Genomic DNA, 18,244 nt, shown 5'->3' with positions numbered 1-18,244 from the left:
GCCCTGTCGCTATAGTTTCGATAGCTTTGAATCGGTGTTGCGTGAGCGTTATGGCTCGTGGGACAGAGAAGCTTCGCGAGGTGAGGTCGCCAGCATGCGACTGCGGCGTGCCCAGGAGGTCGTCATTCCCATCCAAGACGAGATTATCGCAGCGCTCGGCGTTTCGGCGTCGTTCGATGCCCGACGCGAGGCGGCAGAACGCGCCGCCTTCCTCCGCGACTATCTGAGGTCGTCGGGGCAGCGAGCGTATGTGCTTGGAATCAGCGGCGGCGTCGATTCCCTGACGGCGGGCCTAATCGCGCAATCGGCCGTGAAGGATCTGCGTCAGATCGGGTACGAATGCGAGTTTGTAGCGGTGCGGCTGCCCTATGGCGAACAGATGGACGAGCGCGATGCTCAGCTTGCCTTGTCAGCCATCAGGCCCGACCGCGTTGCGGTGATCAATATAAAGCCCGCGACCGACGCGCTGTGGAGCGAGATGACAGGCTCCAATTACGAGTCCGCCGACCCCGGCCTGCGCAGTACGGTGCTCGGGAACATCAAGGCACGCCAACGGATGGTCGCCCAGTTTGCTCTCGCGGGGACCCTGGGCGGCCTTGTGATTGGCACGGACCATGCAGCCGAAGCGGTGATGGGTTTCTTCACAAAGTTCGGCGATGGCGCGGCCGATGTTCTCCCTCTCGCCGGTCTCAATAAGCGGCGCGTTCGCGCGATCGCGTCTCATCTGGGCGCCCCGGCGGAACTGATCAGTAAGGTTCCCACGGCAGATTTGGATGACGCGATGCCGTTACACCCCGACGAAGACGCCTACGGCGTGACCTATGATGAGATAGACGATTACCTCGAAGGAAGGGGTGTGGCCCAGGCGGCGGTCGAGACGATCCAAAGAGCGTACCGAGCCACCGCGCATAAGCGCGCGCTGCCTGTGGCCTCCAACGTGCAGCTTCTGGCGCCGCAAGGGTCGAACGGACGCTAAATTTGCTCCCGCCTAGGACATAGAAACTATGTCACGCCGCTATTGGAAAAGACCGGCGTTGGAATTCATAGTCATCCACGTAAACTCGTGGCCTCGTCGGGTATAGGCGAGACAAGATTTTGGTCTTATCGACTATTTGACGCTCGGGCCGTGGGGCGGTGAAGTATAGCAGTTCCCCTGCGCTCGCGAGTTTTCGCTGCACGTCGGGCACATGCTTCGTGTTCGGAGAGAGGGATGAGCGCGGCCGATCGTCAAGCGCCAGAGCTTCGCATTCATCGGTGGATCGCCGTGGATGGAAGCGACCTCCAGACGCCGATCAAGCTATCGGATCTTGGCGTAGGGCCGAAGATCCTTTTCGCGTTTCAGCACTGGTGCAGGGGCTGCCATCTGCATGGGTTTCCCACACTGCAGAAATTGCATGGTGCGCTGGAGTCCAGAGGCGTCGGATTCGCAGTGATCCAGACGGTCTTCGAAGGAGCGCACGAAAATACATTCGACAAGTTGCGCATCAATCAGGTGGAGTACCGTCTCCCCGTCGCCTTCGGGCACGACGAACCGCCGCCTGGTGCTGCGTTTCCAACGTTCATGGAGGATTACCGGACACGGGGAACGCCGTGGTTCACGGTCATCAATGCCGACGGTCGCATCGTCTTTTCGGATTTCCACCTGGACGCGGATCGTTTGGTGGCAAATTTGGAGAGCTCGTGAAACATGCCACGGTGGCTTATTCTAGCCTGCACCCACTTCGTCGTTGGCATCACAGGCTTTGCTGCCGGCATCTACACGCTGCCTATCCTCACCGCGCCGGCGTCGCCCACTGAAGCTGCGTTGAGGAGTTCGACGCCTGAGGCGCTCTATTCGGGAAAGCTTTCTCGTGATCTAGCCGGCAGCGACCTGCTGCACTGGGGTGAAGGCGAAGTGCAGATCCTGCCTCACCGGATCGCACACATCGGCCGTCTCTCTCCCGGGCCGGACTACAAGCTTTATCTCGCCCCGCACTTCGTCGAGACCGAGGAAGCGTTCCTCGCGATCAAGGACGCGTCGGCCCGGGTCGGCGATGTGAGGACGTTCAACGGCTTCATTATGGAGGTGCCCGCCGACATCGACGTTCGCGACTACAGCGCCGTTGTCATCTGGTGCGAAGCCTTTGATCAGTTCATCAGTTCTGCGGCGTATCAGCCTCCGCGCCAGGCTCGGAAATGAGTCAGGCGATGAACAGCGTGAAGGCGGCCTGCGCGCGGGGGCTCGTTTTGGCGCCGGTCGCAGCGCTATTGTTGAGCGTCGCCACGTTGCTCTTGGGCAATGGTCTACTGGGTACGCTCCTGATCGTGAGGGCTGGGGAGGAAGGCTTTTCAGCTCAAACGATCAGCGCGATGATGTCCCTATACTTTGCGGGCTTCACCATTGGCGCTCTCACGCTGCCCAAGATGATCGTGTCCGTGGGCCATGTGAGGACTTTCGCTGGCTTCGCCGCGATGGCTTCAATGACGGCTCTTCTTCATGTCGCATTCGTGGAGGCAAACGTATGGATGCCGCTTCGCCTTGTGACCGGCTTCGCCTATGCAGGCATGATCCTAGCGACTGAGAGTTGGCTCAACGCGCACGCGATTCAATCCACGCGCGGTCAGCTTTTGTCGATCTTCGGCGTTGTTTCGATGGGTTCATGGGCCCTTGGTCAAGCGCTGCTCAACATCGCGCCGCCTACAGACGTGACGCTATTCCTGTTCGTCTCGCTGCTGATATCTGCGGCCGTCGTCCCCGTCACGCTACTGCCCAGTCATCCCCCGGCCGAGGTTCAACAGGAGCCCGTCGCCTTTCGCGATCTCGTTGCAATTTCGCCCCTTCCGTCGGTCGGCGTTTTCCTAGCCGGCCTGGCCATCGGCGGCTTCTGGGGACTAGGCCCCAATTTTGCGCAGAGGATTGGCCTCGATGTGGGCGGCATTTCTGCGTTCATGGCTGCGGTCCTTGGTGGAACGCTCGTGCTGCAGTGGCCATTGGGATGGCTATCGGACCGCGTGTCGCGGACACTCGTCATTGCCGGCGCCGCCCTGGCTTCCGCGGCGGCTGCGATCGGCGTAGCGCTGGCTGCGGAGGCGCCTCTGCCTGTGCTACTTGCGGCGGGCGCGCTGTTCGGCGGCTTCGGTATTCCCATCTATTCGCTATGCCTTGCCGTTGCGAATGACGACCTTCCTGCGGGTCGGCTGCTGGGGACCGCTCGCGGACTTCTCCTACTCAACGGGATCGGAACCGCCGCCGGGCCGCTCATCGGAGGCCTGGTGATGGACCTCCTCGGCCCTGGCGGCCTGTTCCTCTACGCAGCGGCACTGCTGACTGCCCTGGCGGTCTTGGCCGGTGTCCGCAGGCACTCAGACCGCTCGGTCAAGACGAGAGCAACACGCTGCCCGAGCACGGCGATGATCACCGGGTCGCTCGACGCGATGATACGAACCCCGGCGGATCAGCGCCGCTGAGACGCCTATGCCGACGACCGAAGGATTGCCAGTCGGCTGTTAGAGGAGCCTGGCTGAGAACAAGGCGGAACGTGTCATGGATGAGAGCGTGAACGCTCTAGCCGCGAGAAACGCATACGAGGCTAAACGGGGGGCGATCGCCATCCTCCCGTTGGCCTTGGGGGCCAGCGTGTACGGCTTGGCCTTTGGTTTCCTGGCCGTACAGGTAGGTTTCCCGTGGTGGGGCGTCGCGATCATGAGCGCCTCTACCCATGCGGGCTCTTCGCAAATCATCGCGGTTGAGCAGTTCGCTTCCACAGGTGTCGTGTTGGGCGCGGTTCTGGCCGGTGCGTCGCTCAACCTGCGCTATGTCGGCATCATCGCCTCTTTATCCGAGGTGTTGGCCGGCTTGTCGCTGAGGAAGAAGCTCTTCGCCATCCACATTACTGGCGACGAGAACTGGGCTTTGACGATGTCCGAGCGGGCGAAGTCCCCCGATGTCGGAGCACCATTCCTCATAGGCTCAGGGCTGGTGAACATCTCCATGTGGACAGCCTCCACGACGCTCGGGGCCTTGCTTGGCGCCGCGCTGCCCGATCTCGGACGCTTTGGCCTGAGCTTCGCGTTCACGGCGGCCTTCATTGCGATGGCGCGAGGTCTGTGGCGGGGACGTTCCCAAGTTCTGCCATGGACCATGGCCGCGGCAGCGACCATGGCCGTCATCTCGCTCGGCATGCCCAAAGCTTACGGGATCATCGTCGGCGCATTCTTCGGCTTGGTGGTGACCTTCTTGAAGCGCAGGATCGAGGCGGCAGCCCGATGAGCGCTTCGCACTGGGTTGTTGTCAGTTTGCTCGTTGTGGCTGCGTTTGCGATCCGGGTCGCCGGATTGATTGCCGGTGAACGAATTAGGGTTTCCAGGCAGGCTTGGGTTCTGGACGAGTTGCCTGGGCTGATCGTGGTCAGCTTGGTCGCGTCGTCGTTGATCGGTCAGCCACCTCCAACCTGGATCGCGGCCGGTGTCGCGCTGGGTGCAGCGATCGCCACGAACCAGGTCATCGTGGCGATGGTATTGGGAATGCTCGCCTACGCAGGTCTGGGGTGGCTTAGCTCGTAAGTGCCGATCATCTGAGAGAAGCGGCAATGGGGAGGCCGGAGGTCGTCCAGTAAGGCTGCGAACGTCGATGGCCCGCACTCACGATCCGAGGACCGCGGGTCCCGCCTACGCAACAGCCTCCACGGTCAAATCGCGGCCATTGAACTGCACCGTTTCCCCGGCTCGCGCGCCTTCGATCGCCTCGTAGATCGGGGCCATCGTCGAGATGCCCATCAGTTCCTGCCCATGACAAATGAACCTGCCAGTCGAGACCGAAATGACGAAGTGCTTACCGGACAGCTTGACGACGGCGCCTTCCGAGACTTCTGACTTTGGTCCAAAATCGATTGTCCGGAGTTTGTCGAGCTTATCAACATAGTCATCGAGAGTGTCATCGAGCGCCTCAGCAAAGTCGCTCGCCACCTCGGCTTGCGCCTGCTCGTCGTTCTCGATCGGCTCGCTGCGATCGAGGCGCGCGGTGGAGACGTAATCCAGATACTTCTTGCGAGCGCTTTGCAGCGCCGCGGTTTCAAGCGACAGCATTGTCTCGCGAATATGGTCCTTGTTCCAGTCCATCTCTGCCTCGTTATTTTTGACCTTAAGGGGCATCCCATCCATCGTTGGGGTCTGGGTTTTCCCGCGCTCCGCCGACATCATTCGTCGGTAATAACGTCTTCGCCCTGGTAGGGAATCCTGATCAGCCGGGGATCCCGAATAATGCTCGTCACGAGCCAGACGTATGATTGTTCTGCTGTATCGAAGCCGAGGATGCTGAAGGCTCCCCCGAACGGGCATGCCGGAAAGTCAGGGAAGCCTTCCCGCAAAACGTAACGCTCAGGGTCGCGATCAAACTCGCTTTTGTAGACTTTGCGCAGCCCATGCTTGCTCGGCACGTCGGCGTCACCGGCCGGAGCTGTTTCACGATGCTCAAGAAGCCGTTCGGACAGGTCACGGTGACATATCTCGTCGAACACATCGAAGGCATCGATAAGCAGACCTTTATGCTCGGTCGCCGGATCTGTGATGGCGTAGATGTTCGAAGCGTCTTCGGCTCCATCGCCGCTCTCAAGGCGTAATGCGGCATCGACACGAATGCTGCACGCGTCGAGGGTCGATCCGAGTTCGAGATCGACAAGAGCGCCGTCCTTCACACGGTACTCTCGGTCATAGCCCTTAGCCACGAAGGACTGTACGGCGTCCAGAACGTCTCTCACTTGAGTTGTCATCAATGCACCTCGAGTTCGGATTGTAGGGGTTGCGCGCCGACCGAAGGCGCGCTTTGGCTCCGCGACCGACCAGCACTGAAGATGCGGAGCACCATCATAGCCACTTGGCTCGCTTGAAGCGGACGAACAGGAAAAGACAGAACGTCAGCATTAGGCCGAGCACGACGAAATAGCCGTAAGCTGTGTCCAGCTCCGGCATGTTCCTGAAGTTCATTCCATATATGCCCGCGATGGCCGTAGGGACCGCGAGGATCGCCGCCCAGGCAGCGAGCTGGCGCGTGATGACGCCTGTCCTCTGCGCCTCAAGAAGGCTGCTGAATTCGAAGACCGTGGACAGCACCTGGAGGAGGCCATCGACCATGGACTGGACCCGATCGACATGGTCGGCGACATCGTTGAAGTACGGCCGCACCTCAGCGCTGATGCACGGGAAATGTCCGCGAACGAGCTTGCGCACCAGTTCCGCCATAGCGCCAAGGGTTCGCTGGAAACGCGTCAATTCGCATCGCAAGCCGAAGATGCGCGCGACCTCCGCCCGCCCCAGGAAGTCGTCGAGCGATCGCCTCTCCATCGCGAGCACGTCGTCCTCGATCATTTCGAAGATCGGCAGATACTGATCGACGATGCGGTGAAGGATGGCATGCAGGACGTAGTCGACACCCTTACCAAACTGAGCAGGCGAACCCTCAAGCTGCTCGCGAAGATTGCCAAGCGCTCCGGCGTTGCCGTGACGCACGGTGATCAGATGGTTGTGACCAGTGAAGATCGCGGTCTTGCCGTAGCGTATGCGGTCCCCAACCAGCTCGGCCGTCTGAGCGACGACGTAAAGCTCGCCGTTATAGACTTCGAGCTTCGGCGGGCACATCGGATGCATCGCGTTATCAATCGCCAATGGATGCAGATTGTAGGTCGACTGAAGCGCCCTGAGTTCGCTTTCCGAAGGCTCGCTGAGCCCAATCCAGCAGAAGCCAGATCGGTTCTTGTCGAGCTCAACCCGCTCGTCGATAGCGACTTCGCGGATGCGGCGACCCTCGTTGTAATAGTAAGCGGCGATGACGCTCATGCGGGCCTCGCAGGGATGACCAGGCCCCGCTGCACGGCTGGTCGAGCGAGGCCGCGATCCAACCAACCCCGGACGTTCCGGTGTTCGGCGATGCGCAACAGGTCGCCGGCGTCATAGGTGCTGACCAGGGCATTGACCCAGCCGAGCGTCGCGATGTCGGCGATGGAATAGTCGTCGACGATCCACTCGCGCCCATCCAGCTGGCGATCCAAGATCCCCAGCAGGCGCTTGGACTCGTCGGCGAACCGTTGCTGAGGCCGCTTGTCCTCGTAGTCCTTTCCGCCCCAACGCAGAAAGAAGCCCAGCTGACCGAACATCGGGCCGATCGCCGACATCTGGAAGAATACCCAACTCAGCACCTCATAACGCCTGGCTTGTCCCGGTGGAATCAATCGGCCCGTCTTCTCGGCGAGGTAAACGAGGATCGCACCGGACTCCCAAACGCCGAGCGGCTCACCATCGGGGCCTGACGGATCGATGATCGCAGGGATCCGCCCGTTTGGGTTCAGCGACACGAAAGCGGGGTCTTTGGCCTCGTTTGTGCTGATGTCGATAAAGTGGGGCTCGTATGGCAGGCCGGTCTCCTCGAGCATGATGGAGACCTTGACGCCGTTGGGCGTGGGCGCTGCATAGAACTGCAGGAGATCGGGATTGGAGGCAGGCCAGCGCTTGGTGATCGGATATGACGAAAGGTCTGGCATGCTGGGGCAATCCTACCAAATCGATGGCCGGCAAGCGGCATGACCGCTTGAGGGGCCGTACGAGGACCGCATCGTTCGCCGATGCGGTCCCATTGCTTGCGATGCAGAGCGCTATGTCGCGATAGGCGCTGCAGCTATTCTGCTGCCGCTCCGGTGGTAGGCTGGGTAGCATCAGCGTCTTGACGCTTGGGGAGCACCCAATTCGCGCGCGGGAAATGGCACGTGTAACCGCCCGGGCGCTTCTCGAGATAGTCTTGGTGCTCCGGCTCCGCTTCCCAGAAATCGCCGACAGGCTCGACTTCGGTGACGACTTTGCCGTCCCACAGTCCGGAGGCGTCGACGTCGGCGATCGTCTCCTCGGCGACCCGTTTCTGCTCATCGTCCACATAGTAGATGCCGGATCGATAGGAGAGGCCGCGATCGTTGCCTTGCCGATCTTTCGTCGTCGGGTCGTGGATCTGGAAGAAGTATTCCAGGATGTTACGGTAACTTGTCGCTGCCGGGTCGAAAATGATCTCGATCCCTTCAGCGTGAGTACCGTGATTGCGATAGGTGGCGTTCGGGACGTCGCCACCGGTGTATCCGACGCGGGTCGACACGATGCCGGGCTGCTTGCGGATCAGATCCTGCATGCCCCAAAAACATCCGCCTGCGAGAACAGCGCGCTGATGCATGTTACGCCTCCTCCACCTGATCGAGATATTCGCCGTAGCCCTCGGCTTCCATCTCATCGCGCGGGATGAAGCGAAGGGCGGCCGAGTTAATGCAATAGCGTAGTCCGCCACGGTCGGCCGGACCGTCGGGGAACACGTGGCCGAGATGGCTGTCGCCATGGACCGATCGAACTTCCGTCCGGACCATGCCGTGCGAACTGTCCCGCACCTCGTTCACGTGCGCGGGGACGATGGGCTTGGTGAAGCTGGGCCAGCCGGATTTCGACTCGAACTTGTCCGTCGATGCGAAAAGCGGCTCTCCGGACACGACATCGACGTAGATGCCCGGTTCTTTGTTATCGTTGTATTCACCGGTGAAGGCTCGCTCCGTGCCGTCTTCCTGGGTGATCCGGCGTTGCTCGGGGGTCAGGCGGTCGATCGCTGCCTGAGACTTTTCAAACTTCATGATCGTCTCCAATACTTGGTTTCAGGGCCAAGGCACATTACGGACATCTTATCTTGCTTGACGGTCACCTCGACTATCGCAGTGCCAATTATATTTATCCAATACGCTGTGCGTATAGTTTCGATAGCTCCGCTGTGATCAGCGGCGTTCAGTTCCACGCGTATCTGGCCGCCATCTGCGCGATCTTCCTGATCTCAACCGGCGCCGTGGAGCCAGAGGCCGTCGCGATCACGACCTCTCGCTCGAGGACAAACCCATCGATCGGACGCGTAACCAAACCTTGGGCTGTAGCCGACCGCTCCGGAAGGATGCATATGGCCTCGCCGTCTGCGACGACCCGTTGCACCCAATCGTCACGATCGGACCGGAAGCGCGGCCGCATCAGTACCTCCCGTCGTGCGAAATGGTCTAGGATCTGCTCGCGAAACTCACACTTCAGACGATCAACGAACGGGAACTCCAACAAGTCCTCGCCTCGCACGATATCGCTCGCCGCGAGCGGGTGTTTCGCGGAACAGCCGAGTACGAAGCGCTCACGGAACAGAGGTCGCACATCAAGCTTGCGGTCCGGCCGCGTCTCGCGCGGCAGGATGCATGCGTGATACTTGCCCGACAGCACCTCCGATGTGTCTTCACTCGCCCCGAGCGAATGCATCTTGATCTCGATCGATGGCACTTCTGCCAACGCGCTTTCGAAGAAGGCTGTAAAAAGCTTCGGCCCGACGGTCGGGGCGACGGCGACGTCCAGCACCCGGTGCCTCCCCATGGCCCAGTTTTCAGAATGATGCCGAACACTTTTCATCGCGACTAACATGCGCCGAAACTCAGCCTCCACGTCCTGGCCAAGGCCGGTGAGACGGCTGTTCTTCCCATCGCGATAAATGAGCGGACCGCCGAGCTCTTCCTCCAAGCGGCGGATCGCGCGTGTCAGGCTTGGCTGGGACACACCGCTCAACCGCGCCGCTGCTGTAAAATTCAGCGTCTCGGCCAAGTTGATGAAATAGCTGACCTGATTGAGTTCCATAGCCCTTCGGCCTGCACGCCGTGAATGATGCCGCTTCAGGACCGGTCTTTTCGACCGCCACCAGAAGTATGCGCGACGCATATAATCACGCTTTAGGGGCTTGTCTATATGCGCCACGCATATAAAAAGAATGTCTTGGACGGCTAGTCCGGGCCTGATGGCGCTTCCGCCAGGGCCCAAGGGTTCCGGTGCACCCACTAAGTCGCCGTGGGAGGCTCGACGCTTATGACAGGAAGACCGTTCACGTTTCCCGGTGGTGGAGGCTCTGATCTAGCCGGGTATTTGGAGGCGCCCGAAGGTACGCCTCGCGGCTGGGCTATTTTCGCCCATTGCTTCACTTGCGGGAAAGACAGCCGCGCCGCCGTGTACATCGCACGCGCCCTCTCGCGGGCTGGCATCGGCGTCTTGCGGTTCGACTTCGCCGGCACCGGGATCGAGAGTTCTGCGGATGAAGCGATAAGCTTCGCTTCCGACGTCGATGATCTTAAGGCCGCCGCGGAGGCCATGGCTGTCGCCGGTAAGGCCCCCTCCCTCCTTGTCGGACACAGCCTGGGCGGCACGGCTGCGATCGTAGCCGCCGCCGACTTGCCGGATATCGCAGCGGTAGTGACGATCGGCGCCCCGGCTGATCTTCAGCATATATTGCGCGTCTTTCAACCTGCCGACCTAGACGCGATAGCGAGCGAGGGCGAGGCATCGGTGGAGATTGCTGGCAGGCCCTTCCTGATCCGCCGCAGTTTCCTTGAAACGGTCGACGAAGTGGACATCGAGAGGTCTATCGCTGCCCTTCGACGTCCGGTGCTTGTGATGCATTCACCGGTGGATCAAGTCGTGGGTATCGAGCACGCCTCGCGCATCTTCGTCGCGTCGCGCCATCCCAAGAGCTTTGTTTCGCTCGACACGGCCGATCACCTTCTCACCGATGTCGAAGATGCGAACTACGCCTCAGCTATGGTCGCAGCGTGGGCAAGCCGCTTCCTGCCGCCGCTCGCGGCGGACCTTCCGCAAGTCGAGTTAGCGAATGGAGTCGTGGCGTCGGAAACGTTGGCGGGGAAGTTCCAACTCACGGTCCGTAGTGGCGAGCACACGCTGTTCGCCGATGAACCAGAATCGGTCGGAGGTCTCGGCAGCGGCCTGTCTCCTTACGAACTGGTGTCGGCCGGACTGGCCGCCTGCACGGTGATGACAATGCGTCTTTACGCGAACCGCAAAGGCTTCCCGCTGGAGCGAGCGACGACGACCGTGCGACACGAGAAAGTGGCGGACATGATGCCTCCCGACCGCTTCACGCGCACCGTCTCTCTCGATGGGCCGCTCAGCGATGAACAGCGGGCGCGCATTCTGGAAATCGCGGATCGGTGTCCGGTCGACCTGACACTCGTCCGAGGCTCGGATGTGCAGACCGAACTTTCGAGCGATGCGCAGCCTGCAGGTGCGGCGCCGGCGAACTGATGTGGTGCACAGAGCGGAGGTTGATCGAATGCAGAGTCTGCCCACTACTGACCAGACGCCGACGCGAACCGAGCGAGCGATACTTGCGGGTGGGTGTTTCTGGGGCCTCGAAGATTTACTTCGCCGCGCGAAGGGCGTCGTGACGACGCGTGTCGGCTACATCGGCGGCGAAATGCCGGACCCGACTTACACGAGACACCATGGTCATGCGGAAGCGGTGGAGGTCACGTTTGATCCTTCGATACTGACATATCGTGCTCTCCTGGAACTCTTCTTCCAAATCCACGATCCGACGACATACGAGCAACAAGGTAACGACGTCGGACCAAGCTATCGGTCCGCGATTTTCTACACGTCTGAGAAGCAGATGGACGTTGCTCTGGAGACAATCGCCGAGATCGAAGCGTCGGGGCGCTGGCCGGGACCTGTCGTATCCGAGATCAACCCGGAAGAGCCGTTCTGGGAGGCCGAGCCAGAGCATCAGAAGTACCTCCAGCGTCGACCCGGCGGCTATAGCTGCCACTTCGAGCGACCGGCCTGGCGATTGGACCGAGCGAAACGATGAGCACGCAGGGACGGTCATCAACGATACGGACGCTAAGGCGCTCGCCCCGCGTCGCTAGGTCAGCCGGGTTCTTGCGATGATACCCGAATACGTAATCGCCGGCTTGTGGGGGCTTTTGTCAGGAAGCGGACTTCTGGTGGGGGCGGTTCTTGCGGACGTGCTGTACGGGCGACTCACTCACCGCATGATCTCAGCGGTGATGGGCTTCGGTGGTGGTGTGTTGATTGCCGTGGTCGCTACCGAACTCATCGGTGATCGCGTGTCGGCTGGCCTGGGACCCTTAGCGATCTTTGCGCTGCTCGCAGGGGCCGCAATCTTCAGCGGCACAAACTGGTTTCTCTCTCGCAGGGGCGCGAAGCATCGAAAGCGATGCGGTGAATGCACCGAGCAGGCCACTGAACAGGAGCACCGCGGTAGCGGTGCTGCGATTGCGCTTGGCAGCGTCCTCGACGGCATTCCAGAGGCCCTCGTGATTGGGATGTCCGTGGCTGGTGGAGGCAGGATCAGCCTTGCAGTAGTGGCAGGCTTCTTTTTGGCTAATGTGCCACAGGGTCTATCGAGCACTTCCGGAATGAAGGTCGCGGGCCGATCGCGAAGCTATATCTACGCGGTCTGGATCGGTATTCCGCTACTTGTCTGCATCGCCGCCGGTACGGGAAACCTTCTGCTCGGCTCGGCGTCCACTCAAGCCCCTGCCATTCTGTCGTTCGCAGCCGGCGCGGTCATCGCGATGCTGGCGGAGGCTATGATTCCCGAAGCTTTCGAGAAGGCGCCGCCGTTCATAGGCCTGATCACGGTCGTGGGGTTTCTGGCGGCGTATCTCATCGCTCAACACTGAAACCTGCGACTTCCGGAGCTCTAAGCCTCGCCGCCGTTCTCGCGGTCTACGCCGCGCTCGTGCAACTCGGCATCGATCGGGCAATTCGTGCAGCCCTCGTAACAGCACAAGCGGCAGATGCGGTAGGAATGCTCGAGGTTTTCCAGGCGATCGCGCAGCACGCGTTCAGCAATGCTATAAAGAGCGTCCAACTCGGTAGGGGTGAGGATCGATAGTCCCTCAGCGATCACCTTGTCTCGCGAGGCCAGGACCGCATCGCTCGCGACCTTGCCAGCCTCTGTAAGATGGAGGGACCGCGTGCGCCCGTCAGTCGAATGCTCACGCCGCTCGACCAATCCCTCCGTCGACAAACGGTCCACCAAGCGGACGGTCGCGGCATGGGAAAGTCCCACCCCAACTGACAGCATGCGGATCGATAGCCCTGGCTTATGGGCAATCAACGCAAGCGCCGAGGCGGCGGGTCCAGCTTCTGGCGCCCGCGATGAACTAGCGCGAACGATGTCGTCGCTGATCATGAGTGCGAACGCCCCGAAGATATTTCGATCTCGAGGTCCATCCATTGCCCCATCTATATGTGCGCGAAGCATAGACAGCAAGCCATACCCCTGCGGCGCCGGGGGATTCTGGCAAGCCGAAAGGTGCGCCTTTACAGTGGCTTAGGATATGCTGCGGATGGCGCGGACGATTGGAATACAGGACTTCGATCGTCGGGACACACAAAATGGCGATACCTGGCGGCTATAGATCGGGGTGGGCTGTCGTGATTTTGGCTGCCCGACGGCCGAATCACATCACGCCTGCGCCAGGTGCCACCCCTCGTCGGCACCTAACGGAGGGATCCGGGGGCTTGCTCTCTGAGATGCACCTCGACCGTCTCACCGCGTCCGACCACCACAGTGTCAATCTCGCTGAGAAACAAGCCGTGCTCCATTACGCCGGGGATGGCATCGATCGCTCCGGCGATCTCGATCGGCCTAAGGGCCTTGCCGAAGGCTGCATCCAAGATGTGATTGCTCTGGTCTGTGATGAATGGTTCTCCGCCGACCGAGCGAAGCGTCACACTGGCTCCGAGGTTGGCAAGATGCGTTCGAACGAACTCGCTCGCGAAGGGCACGACTTCGACCGCCAAAGGAAACCCGCCGAGTCGTTGAACGACTTTGCTAGCGTCTACGATCACGATCATCCGGCTAGAAGCGGCGGCCACGACCTTCTCTCGGAGCAAGGCGCCGCCGCCGCCTTTGATCGCCTGAAAGTGGCAGTCGATCTCGTCAGCGCCGTCGATCGTGAGGTCTATCGAACTGAACTGCTCAAAAGGAACGAGCGGCACCGCGAGACGACGAGCCAACATTTCGGTCGCTCGGGAGGTGGCGACAGCGGTGATGCGAAGGCCCTGCCGAATGCGGTCGCTCAGGCTCTTAATGGCATAGGCTGTTGTGCTTCCGGTCCCAAGGCCAACGAACATGCCGTCTTCGATCTCGTCGACTGCTCTAGCCGCAGCCAGCCTCCTCTCTTCTTCTTGGGTAAACATCAACGCCACTTCATCTCGCCGGTATGCGTGCCTTCACCAGGTCGATTGTGAAACCGGGCGGCGCAAACCTAATCCTCCATGCCGACATTGCCTCGTTGACCTGCAGCCAACAGACGGATAGGTCTATGCGTGGCGCATACATAATGAGGATGGTCTGATCGGCAAGCTTTCGCTGCTGGAGACGACCACCGCGTGCCAGGCGGCACTGAGCGAAGTGCGTATGCCGTAGCCAGTTCGGCGAACCAGGGGACACAGGCATGACGGTCAAGGTCGCAATCAACGGTTTCGGTCGGATCGGACGACTGGCCTTACGGTCGATCGTCGAACTACGGCGTGATGACATCGAGGTGGTTGCGATCAACGACCTCGGGCCGGTTGCTACGTTGGCGCACCTCCTGAAGTACGATTCAGTTCACGGCCCCTTTCAAGGATCGATAGCCACCGGCGAAGACTGGATCGACATCGGGTCCGGTAAAATCAAAGTGTTTTCGGAGCGCGATCCATCAAAGCTTCCGCATAACGAGCTTGGAGTCGACGTGGCGCTCGAATGCACGGGTTTGTTCACCTCCAAGGAGAAGGCTGAATCGCACATCCGTGCAGGAGCAAAGCGCGTGCTCGTCTCCGCGCCCAGCGAGGGCGCAGACAAGACGATCGTCTTCAAGGTCAATCACGAAACGCTGACAACCGAAGATGTCGTCGTATCGAATGGCTCATGCACCACGAATGTCCTCGCGCCCGTCGCGAAGATACTGAACGATCTATGTGGCATTGAGCGGGGCTACATGACCACGGTTCACGCCTATACCGGTGACCAACCGACGCTGGATACGGTGCATAAGGATCTCTACCGCGCACGGGCAGCCGCGCTGTCGATGATCCCAACCTCGACCGGAGCCGCGAACGCAATCGGACGCGTGCTGCCAGAACTGAAAGGCAAGCTCCATGGCTCGTCAATCCGCGTGCCAACGCCGAACGTATCGGTCGTCGATCTCGCTATTTCCGCATCCCGGGAGGTGACGATCGACGAAGTGAACGACGCCATTCGTCAGGCTGCGAGTGGTCCGATGAGTGGGGTGCTCGCATTCACGACAGAGCCTCTGGTGTCTGTGGATCTGACCCACCGGACCGAATCCTCGATCGTCGCGCTCCCCCAGACCGATGTCGTCGATGGCCGGATGGTTCGCGTGCTTGCTTGGTACGACAACGAGTGGAGCTTCGCGACACGCATGGCGGATGTCGCCGTGGTGATGGCGAAGCTCATCTAGCGGATCGGTTGCGGGAAAGGTCGTATCTTGGCGACAGGATGCGTTCGCGAAACGGAGGCATTAAACATGAATGGGCCACTAGCACGTGCAGCGAGAGCGCTCATTCAGTGGCCGCGATCACATGTCGCCAGGATCGCAGGCTTGGAGGAAGAGGCGCTAGCTCAATTCGAAGCCGGCGCCAGCGTGTTTGCAGCCTCGGATTTGACGCGGCTGCGGGACGCGCTCGAACGCGGCGGCGCGGTTTTCATCAGCGAGGACAATAGCGGAGGGCTCGGCGTAAGGCTCAAGTTCAACGCCAAGGATGTGCGTGCGATCAATCGGATGGAGGGCGAAGGTGGGCCGGTAGGCACCGACGACGTCTAAGCCTTCCAGCGAACGCTTGTACTCCGGCACGAGGCTCGACACCGGCCCACAGATATTGTATGCGCGACGCATATATTGCGTGAGTCGCGGCGATGGATGACCCCTCGGATCGCTTGATCAACATCTTTGGCGCGCTGTCTCAAGCGGTGTCTGACCGCGTGCGCTTGGCGATCGCTGAAGCATTCAATGCGGGGGGCGAGACGGCCGCGGCTTTGATCGCGATCGGTCACGCGCCAGGAATGTCGATCGGCCAGGTACGGCAAACTCTCCGGCTTTCGCATGCAGGTGCAGTTCGCGTCGTCGAGAGGCTAGGCGAGCAAGGCCTGGTGGCGAAATCGCCGTCGCCCTCTGACCGCCGGGTAGTTCATGTCTCGCTGACCTCGCGTGGTCAGGTGGAGCGGACCAAGCTGCTAGGTCTGCGGAACGCGGCGGTGTCCGAGCTGCTGAGCAAAGTGTCGGCTGACGATCGCGTCGTGCTGGAGCGGGCCGCGGACAACATCCTGTCGTCGCTGTTCTCGGACCTCCACGGCGGCTTGGCAATCTGTCGTCTGTGCGATCAGGCCCGGTGTGCCGATTGCCCAGTCGGCCACCATCGTCCGTGACGCCCTGACGATCATCCCCTTTTGAGGAGTTCGATATGAGTATTTTCGATCGGTATGAATTGCTTGTGCCCGAGCGCAGTCGGAAGGAACTGGCGCTGTTGAGATGGGCGCTCGTGATCGTTTTCTCTTGGTTCGGCGCGATGAAATTCACGGCTTACGAGGCCGATGGCATCGCCCCTTTCATCGGCCATAGTCCGATCATGAGTTGGCTGGGTATGTTCGGGGTACAGGGCCAAAGTTACTTTGTCGGCGTCATCGAGCTGTCGACCGCAGTCGTGCTGGCCTTAGGGGCTTTCCGCCCATCCTTCTCAGCGCTTGGCGCGCTTATGTCGGCGGCGACCTACTTCATCACCCTGACCTTCTTTTTTACGACGCCTGGGGTCGGGGAGCCGACTGCCGGAGGCTTTCCTGCGATATCCGCCGCTCCTGGCCAGTTTTTGCTGAAGGACGCAGTTTTGCTTGCGGCATCACTTGTGCTGCTGTTTGCGTCGGTCCAACCCAAAAATGAGCGCCTTGGGCCGATGACCATCGATCGGTCGTGAACATAGGCACGATGGTCTTGGACACGCTCCGTGGAGAGTGGGCGCTTCGTCGCAACGTCGATCCGACGGGCGAACAACTGATTGGCGACGCGGATTTCGCTTCGACAGGTGAATCCGCGCTCACCTATCGAGAAAGCGGGATACTTCGGCTTCGGGATGGCCGCGAACTCTCAGCGTCTCGGCAATATCGGTACTGCGCGGTCGGCCACCGAGTAGACGTTCAGTTCGCAGACGGACCGAACACCGGGAAGCTGTTTCTCAACCTTGCATTCTCGCGCAAGAATTGGGGGTACGAGGCAACAGACACCCACTTCTGCGGTGACGACGCCTATCACGCTTTTTACCGAATTCTCGACGCAGGATCTTTCGAGACAGTTATCAGGGTCATTGGTCCACGAAAGGCGTACGACCTGCGGAGCCGGTACTCAAAGGTGTCACGAACGACGCCGGACCGTCTACTTTTTCCCCTGGCCTGACGCGCCGTTCCTGGCCAGTCTGTCACGCGCTTCGAATCCGAAAACGATCGTGGTCGTCATCACGAGGTAGGCGACTATGCCGCCCGGAGAAAGCGTAGGCATTGCGGCAAGGATTAAAGCGTCGTTGCCACCGGGTATCAGGCCGATGCCTATTCCCATCAACGCGCCGCCGGCGATCGACCGCAGGATGCCGGCGGCCGTCGGCCGCTGGAAACGCAAGCGACCCTGGCGCACGGATGCCGTGATGGCTCCCGCAACTGAGGCAATGACCGCAACCAGTGCGACCTCGCCTGTTGGCGACATTCGAAGAGGAAGGCCGCGTTGGATAAGGTCAGCGAATGTCCATGCTGGCGAAAGCGCGTAGAGAAGCCCACCAGTGATACCGAGGCCGATCATTGAAGCGCCAAATGCCCAGCTCTGCCTTCTTCGCGGTGGGGTCTTCCGCGATACGAAGATCACCGCCAGCGCGAGCACGACGGCTAAGGCAAGAAGCGTCGCGGCCCCAGGGACACTCGGCCTAGCGATGAAACTTGGCCATGTCGCGACGGCGCCAAACCGGCCGAAATCAGCGGCCAAGATGCCGATTGCCAGTCCGGCAGGAAGGGCAAGCAACCGCATCTCTCCATCCCCTAACCGTGCCAGTGAACCTAGCAGGCAGGTGTCATTTATGAGCGCGCCGAGGCCGAAGGCGATGGCGCCGATGATGAGGAGGCCGTTGACGCTCGTCGAGAGTGGGAGGGTCGCGTTCAGCGTCCCCGACCAAGCGAGCGGTATCGCAATAAGGCCAGCAGCCGCAGACGCCGCAACAAATCCGACGAACATTCTTGGTCGGCGCCGTTGCTGCAACTCATGAGCCGCTACGACCAAGCACGTGCCGCCTCGGTTCGCAGAATACCCGAACCAGAAGGCCAGTATGCATATGAGAAAGTCGAACGCGATCGATGCCAAAGATATCAAGC

24 protein-coding genes are annotated in these 18,244 nt (G+C 60.6%); 14 read left to right on the top strand and 10 right to left on the bottom strand.

The window, feature by feature from the left end; all coding sequences use genetic code 11:
- The first annotated feature begins 94 nt into the window (after window positions 1-94).
- From nadE to BHQ40_RS07095, 6 genes are all read left to right on the top strand, one after another.
- A complete protein-coding gene (nadE, locus tag BHQ40_RS07120) occupies window positions 95-976 on the top strand; it encodes an NAD(+) synthase (RefSeq protein WP_051141593.1) in 882 nt (293 codons plus the stop codon).
- A gap of 234 nt (window positions 977-1,210) precedes the next feature.
- The gene (locus BHQ40_RS07115) at window positions 1,211-1,684 is read left to right on the top strand and encodes a peroxiredoxin family protein (RefSeq protein WP_024350794.1); all 474 of its coding nucleotides are present in this window, start codon (window positions 1,211-1,213) and stop codon (window positions 1,682-1,684) included.
- 3 nt (window positions 1,685-1,687) lie between these two features.
- Window positions 1,688-2,179 carry a DM13 domain-containing protein gene (locus BHQ40_RS07110; RefSeq protein WP_024350795.1) on the top strand — a complete coding sequence of 164 codons (492 nt, stop codon included), beginning with the start codon at window positions 1,688-1,690 and terminating at the stop codon, window positions 2,177-2,179.
- Between the two features lie 8 nt (window positions 2,180-2,187).
- Window positions 2,188-3,447: an MFS transporter gene (locus BHQ40_RS07105; RefSeq protein ID WP_024350796.1), complete on the top strand. Its 1,260-nt coding sequence runs from the start codon at window positions 2,188-2,190 to the stop codon at window positions 3,445-3,447.
- Window positions 3,448-3,523: 76 nt separating this feature from the next.
- Entirely contained in the window at window positions 3,524-4,249 is a 726-nt protein-coding gene (locus tag BHQ40_RS07100) for an AzlC family ABC transporter permease (protein ID WP_024350797.1), read from the top strand.
- Entirely contained in the window at window positions 4,246-4,542 is a 297-nt protein-coding gene (locus tag BHQ40_RS07095) for an AzlD domain-containing protein (protein WP_024350798.1), read from the top strand. Before BHQ40_RS07100 ends, BHQ40_RS07095 begins: the two co-directional genes overlap by 4 nt.
- Window positions 4,543-4,647: 105 nt before the next feature.
- Here BHQ40_RS07095 and BHQ40_RS07090 read toward each other — a convergent pair whose 3' ends face one another.
- From BHQ40_RS07090 to BHQ40_RS07060, 7 genes are all read right to left on the bottom strand, one after another.
- Window positions 4,648-5,130 (bottom strand): hypothetical protein, encoded by a 483-nt coding sequence (locus tag BHQ40_RS07090; RefSeq protein WP_253183284.1) that lies wholly within the window; start codon window positions 5,128-5,130, stop codon window positions 4,648-4,650.
- A 44-nt stretch (window positions 5,131-5,174) separates the two neighbouring features.
- Entirely contained in the window at window positions 5,175-5,747 is a 573-nt protein-coding gene (locus tag BHQ40_RS07085) for a hypothetical protein (protein ID WP_024350800.1), read from the bottom strand.
- 94 nt (window positions 5,748-5,841) lie between these two features.
- Window positions 5,842-6,810 (bottom strand): magnesium and cobalt transport protein CorA, encoded by a 969-nt coding sequence (locus tag BHQ40_RS07080; RefSeq protein WP_024350801.1) that lies wholly within the window; start codon window positions 6,808-6,810, stop codon window positions 5,842-5,844.
- Window positions 6,807-7,511 carry a glutathione S-transferase N-terminal domain-containing protein gene (locus BHQ40_RS07075; RefSeq protein ID WP_024350802.1) on the bottom strand — a complete coding sequence of 235 codons (705 nt, stop codon included), beginning with the start codon at window positions 7,509-7,511 and terminating at the stop codon, window positions 6,807-6,809. The genes BHQ40_RS07080 and BHQ40_RS07075 overlap by 4 nt, the downstream gene beginning before the upstream one ends.
- 134 nt (window positions 7,512-7,645) lie before the next feature.
- Entirely contained in the window at window positions 7,646-8,185 is a 540-nt protein-coding gene (msrA, locus tag BHQ40_RS07070) for a peptide-methionine (S)-S-oxide reductase MsrA (RefSeq protein ID WP_024350803.1), read from the bottom strand.
- 1 nt (window position 8,186) lies between these two features.
- Window positions 8,187-8,630 (bottom strand): peptide-methionine (R)-S-oxide reductase MsrB, encoded by a 444-nt coding sequence (gene msrB / locus BHQ40_RS07065; RefSeq protein WP_024350804.1) that lies wholly within the window; start codon window positions 8,628-8,630, stop codon window positions 8,187-8,189.
- 148 nt (window positions 8,631-8,778) lie between these two features.
- Window positions 8,779-9,654, bottom strand: coding sequence for a LysR family transcriptional regulator (locus tag BHQ40_RS07060; protein ID WP_171905791.1), 876 nt, complete (start codon window positions 9,652-9,654; stop codon window positions 8,779-8,781).
- A 225-nt stretch (window positions 9,655-9,879) separates the two neighbouring features.
- Here BHQ40_RS07060 and BHQ40_RS07055 point away from each other — a divergent pair, with 225 nt between their 5' ends.
- The 3 genes from BHQ40_RS07055 (at window position 9,880) to BHQ40_RS07045 (ending at window position 12,509) form a co-directional block, all read left to right on the top strand.
- Window positions 9,880-11,106 carry a bifunctional alpha/beta hydrolase/OsmC family protein gene (locus BHQ40_RS07055; RefSeq protein ID WP_024350806.1) on the top strand — a complete coding sequence of 409 codons (1,227 nt, stop codon included), beginning with the start codon at window positions 9,880-9,882 and terminating at the stop codon, window positions 11,104-11,106.
- 28 nt (window positions 11,107-11,134) lie between these two features.
- Window positions 11,135-11,671, top strand: a complete 537-nt coding sequence (gene msrA, locus BHQ40_RS07050) for a peptide-methionine (S)-S-oxide reductase MsrA (protein ID WP_029660570.1) — start codon at window positions 11,135-11,137, stop codon at window positions 11,669-11,671.
- Window positions 11,672-11,747: 76 nt separating this feature from the next.
- Complete coding sequence (locus BHQ40_RS07045; protein ID WP_029660571.1) at window positions 11,748-12,509, top strand: ZIP family metal transporter; 762 nt, start codon at window positions 11,748-11,750, stop codon at window positions 12,507-12,509.
- 20 nt (window positions 12,510-12,529) lie between these two features.
- On the opposite strand, the gene BHQ40_RS07040 is transcribed toward BHQ40_RS07045, so the two are convergent.
- Together BHQ40_RS07040 and rpiA are read right to left on the bottom strand one after the other, a co-directional pair.
- Entirely contained in the window at window positions 12,530-13,024 is a 495-nt protein-coding gene (locus BHQ40_RS07040; protein WP_230450755.1) for a MarR family winged helix-turn-helix transcriptional regulator, read from the bottom strand.
- Between the two features lie 311 nt (window positions 13,025-13,335).
- The gene (gene rpiA, locus BHQ40_RS07035) at window positions 13,336-14,037 is read right to left on the bottom strand and encodes a ribose-5-phosphate isomerase RpiA (protein WP_024350810.1); all 702 of its coding nucleotides are present in this window, start codon (window positions 14,035-14,037) and stop codon (window positions 13,336-13,338) included.
- A gap of 257 nt (window positions 14,038-14,294) precedes the next feature.
- Here rpiA and gap point away from each other — a divergent pair, with 257 nt between their 5' ends.
- The 5 genes from gap to BHQ40_RS26935 all read left to right on the top strand — a co-directional run bounded on the left by gap (window position 14,295) and on the right by BHQ40_RS26935 (window position 17,285).
- On the top strand, window positions 14,295-15,302 hold the full coding sequence (gene gap, locus BHQ40_RS07030; RefSeq protein ID WP_024350811.1) for a type I glyceraldehyde-3-phosphate dehydrogenase: 1,008 nt from the start codon (window positions 14,295-14,297) through the stop codon (window positions 15,300-15,302).
- Between the two features lie 141 nt (window positions 15,303-15,443).
- On the top strand, window positions 15,444-15,665 hold the full coding sequence (locus BHQ40_RS07025) for a hypothetical protein (RefSeq protein WP_024350812.1): 222 nt from the start codon (window positions 15,444-15,446) through the stop codon (window positions 15,663-15,665).
- Window positions 15,666-15,757: 92 nt separating this feature from the next.
- A complete protein-coding gene (locus BHQ40_RS07020; RefSeq protein ID WP_024350813.1) occupies window positions 15,758-16,267 on the top strand; it encodes a MarR family winged helix-turn-helix transcriptional regulator in 510 nt (169 codons plus the stop codon).
- A 35-nt stretch (window positions 16,268-16,302) separates the two neighbouring features.
- Window positions 16,303-16,809: a YkgB family protein gene (locus tag BHQ40_RS07015; protein WP_024350814.1), complete on the top strand. Its 507-nt coding sequence runs from the start codon at window positions 16,303-16,305 to the stop codon at window positions 16,807-16,809.
- Between the two features lie 11 nt (window positions 16,810-16,820).
- Entirely contained in the window at window positions 16,821-17,285 is a 465-nt protein-coding gene (locus BHQ40_RS26935) for a DUF6314 family protein (protein ID WP_070154329.1), read from the top strand.
- On the opposite strand, the gene BHQ40_RS07005 is transcribed toward BHQ40_RS26935, so the two are convergent.
- On the bottom strand, window positions 17,265-18,233 hold the full coding sequence (locus BHQ40_RS07005) for a YeeE/YedE thiosulfate transporter family protein (protein ID WP_024350815.1): 969 nt from the start codon (window positions 18,231-18,233) through the stop codon (window positions 17,265-17,267). The genes BHQ40_RS26935 and BHQ40_RS07005 overlap by 21 nt on opposite strands.
- Window positions 18,234-18,244: the final 11 nt, after the last annotated feature.

The sequence above is a fragment of the Sphingobium phenoxybenzoativorans genome, from assembly GCF_001757355.1.
Classification (GTDB): Bacteria; Pseudomonadota; Alphaproteobacteria; order Sphingomonadales; family Sphingomonadaceae; genus Sphingobium; species Sphingobium phenoxybenzoativorans.
Note: the sequence above shows the minus strand (reverse complement) of the source record. Positions and strands in the feature narration are given on the sequence as shown.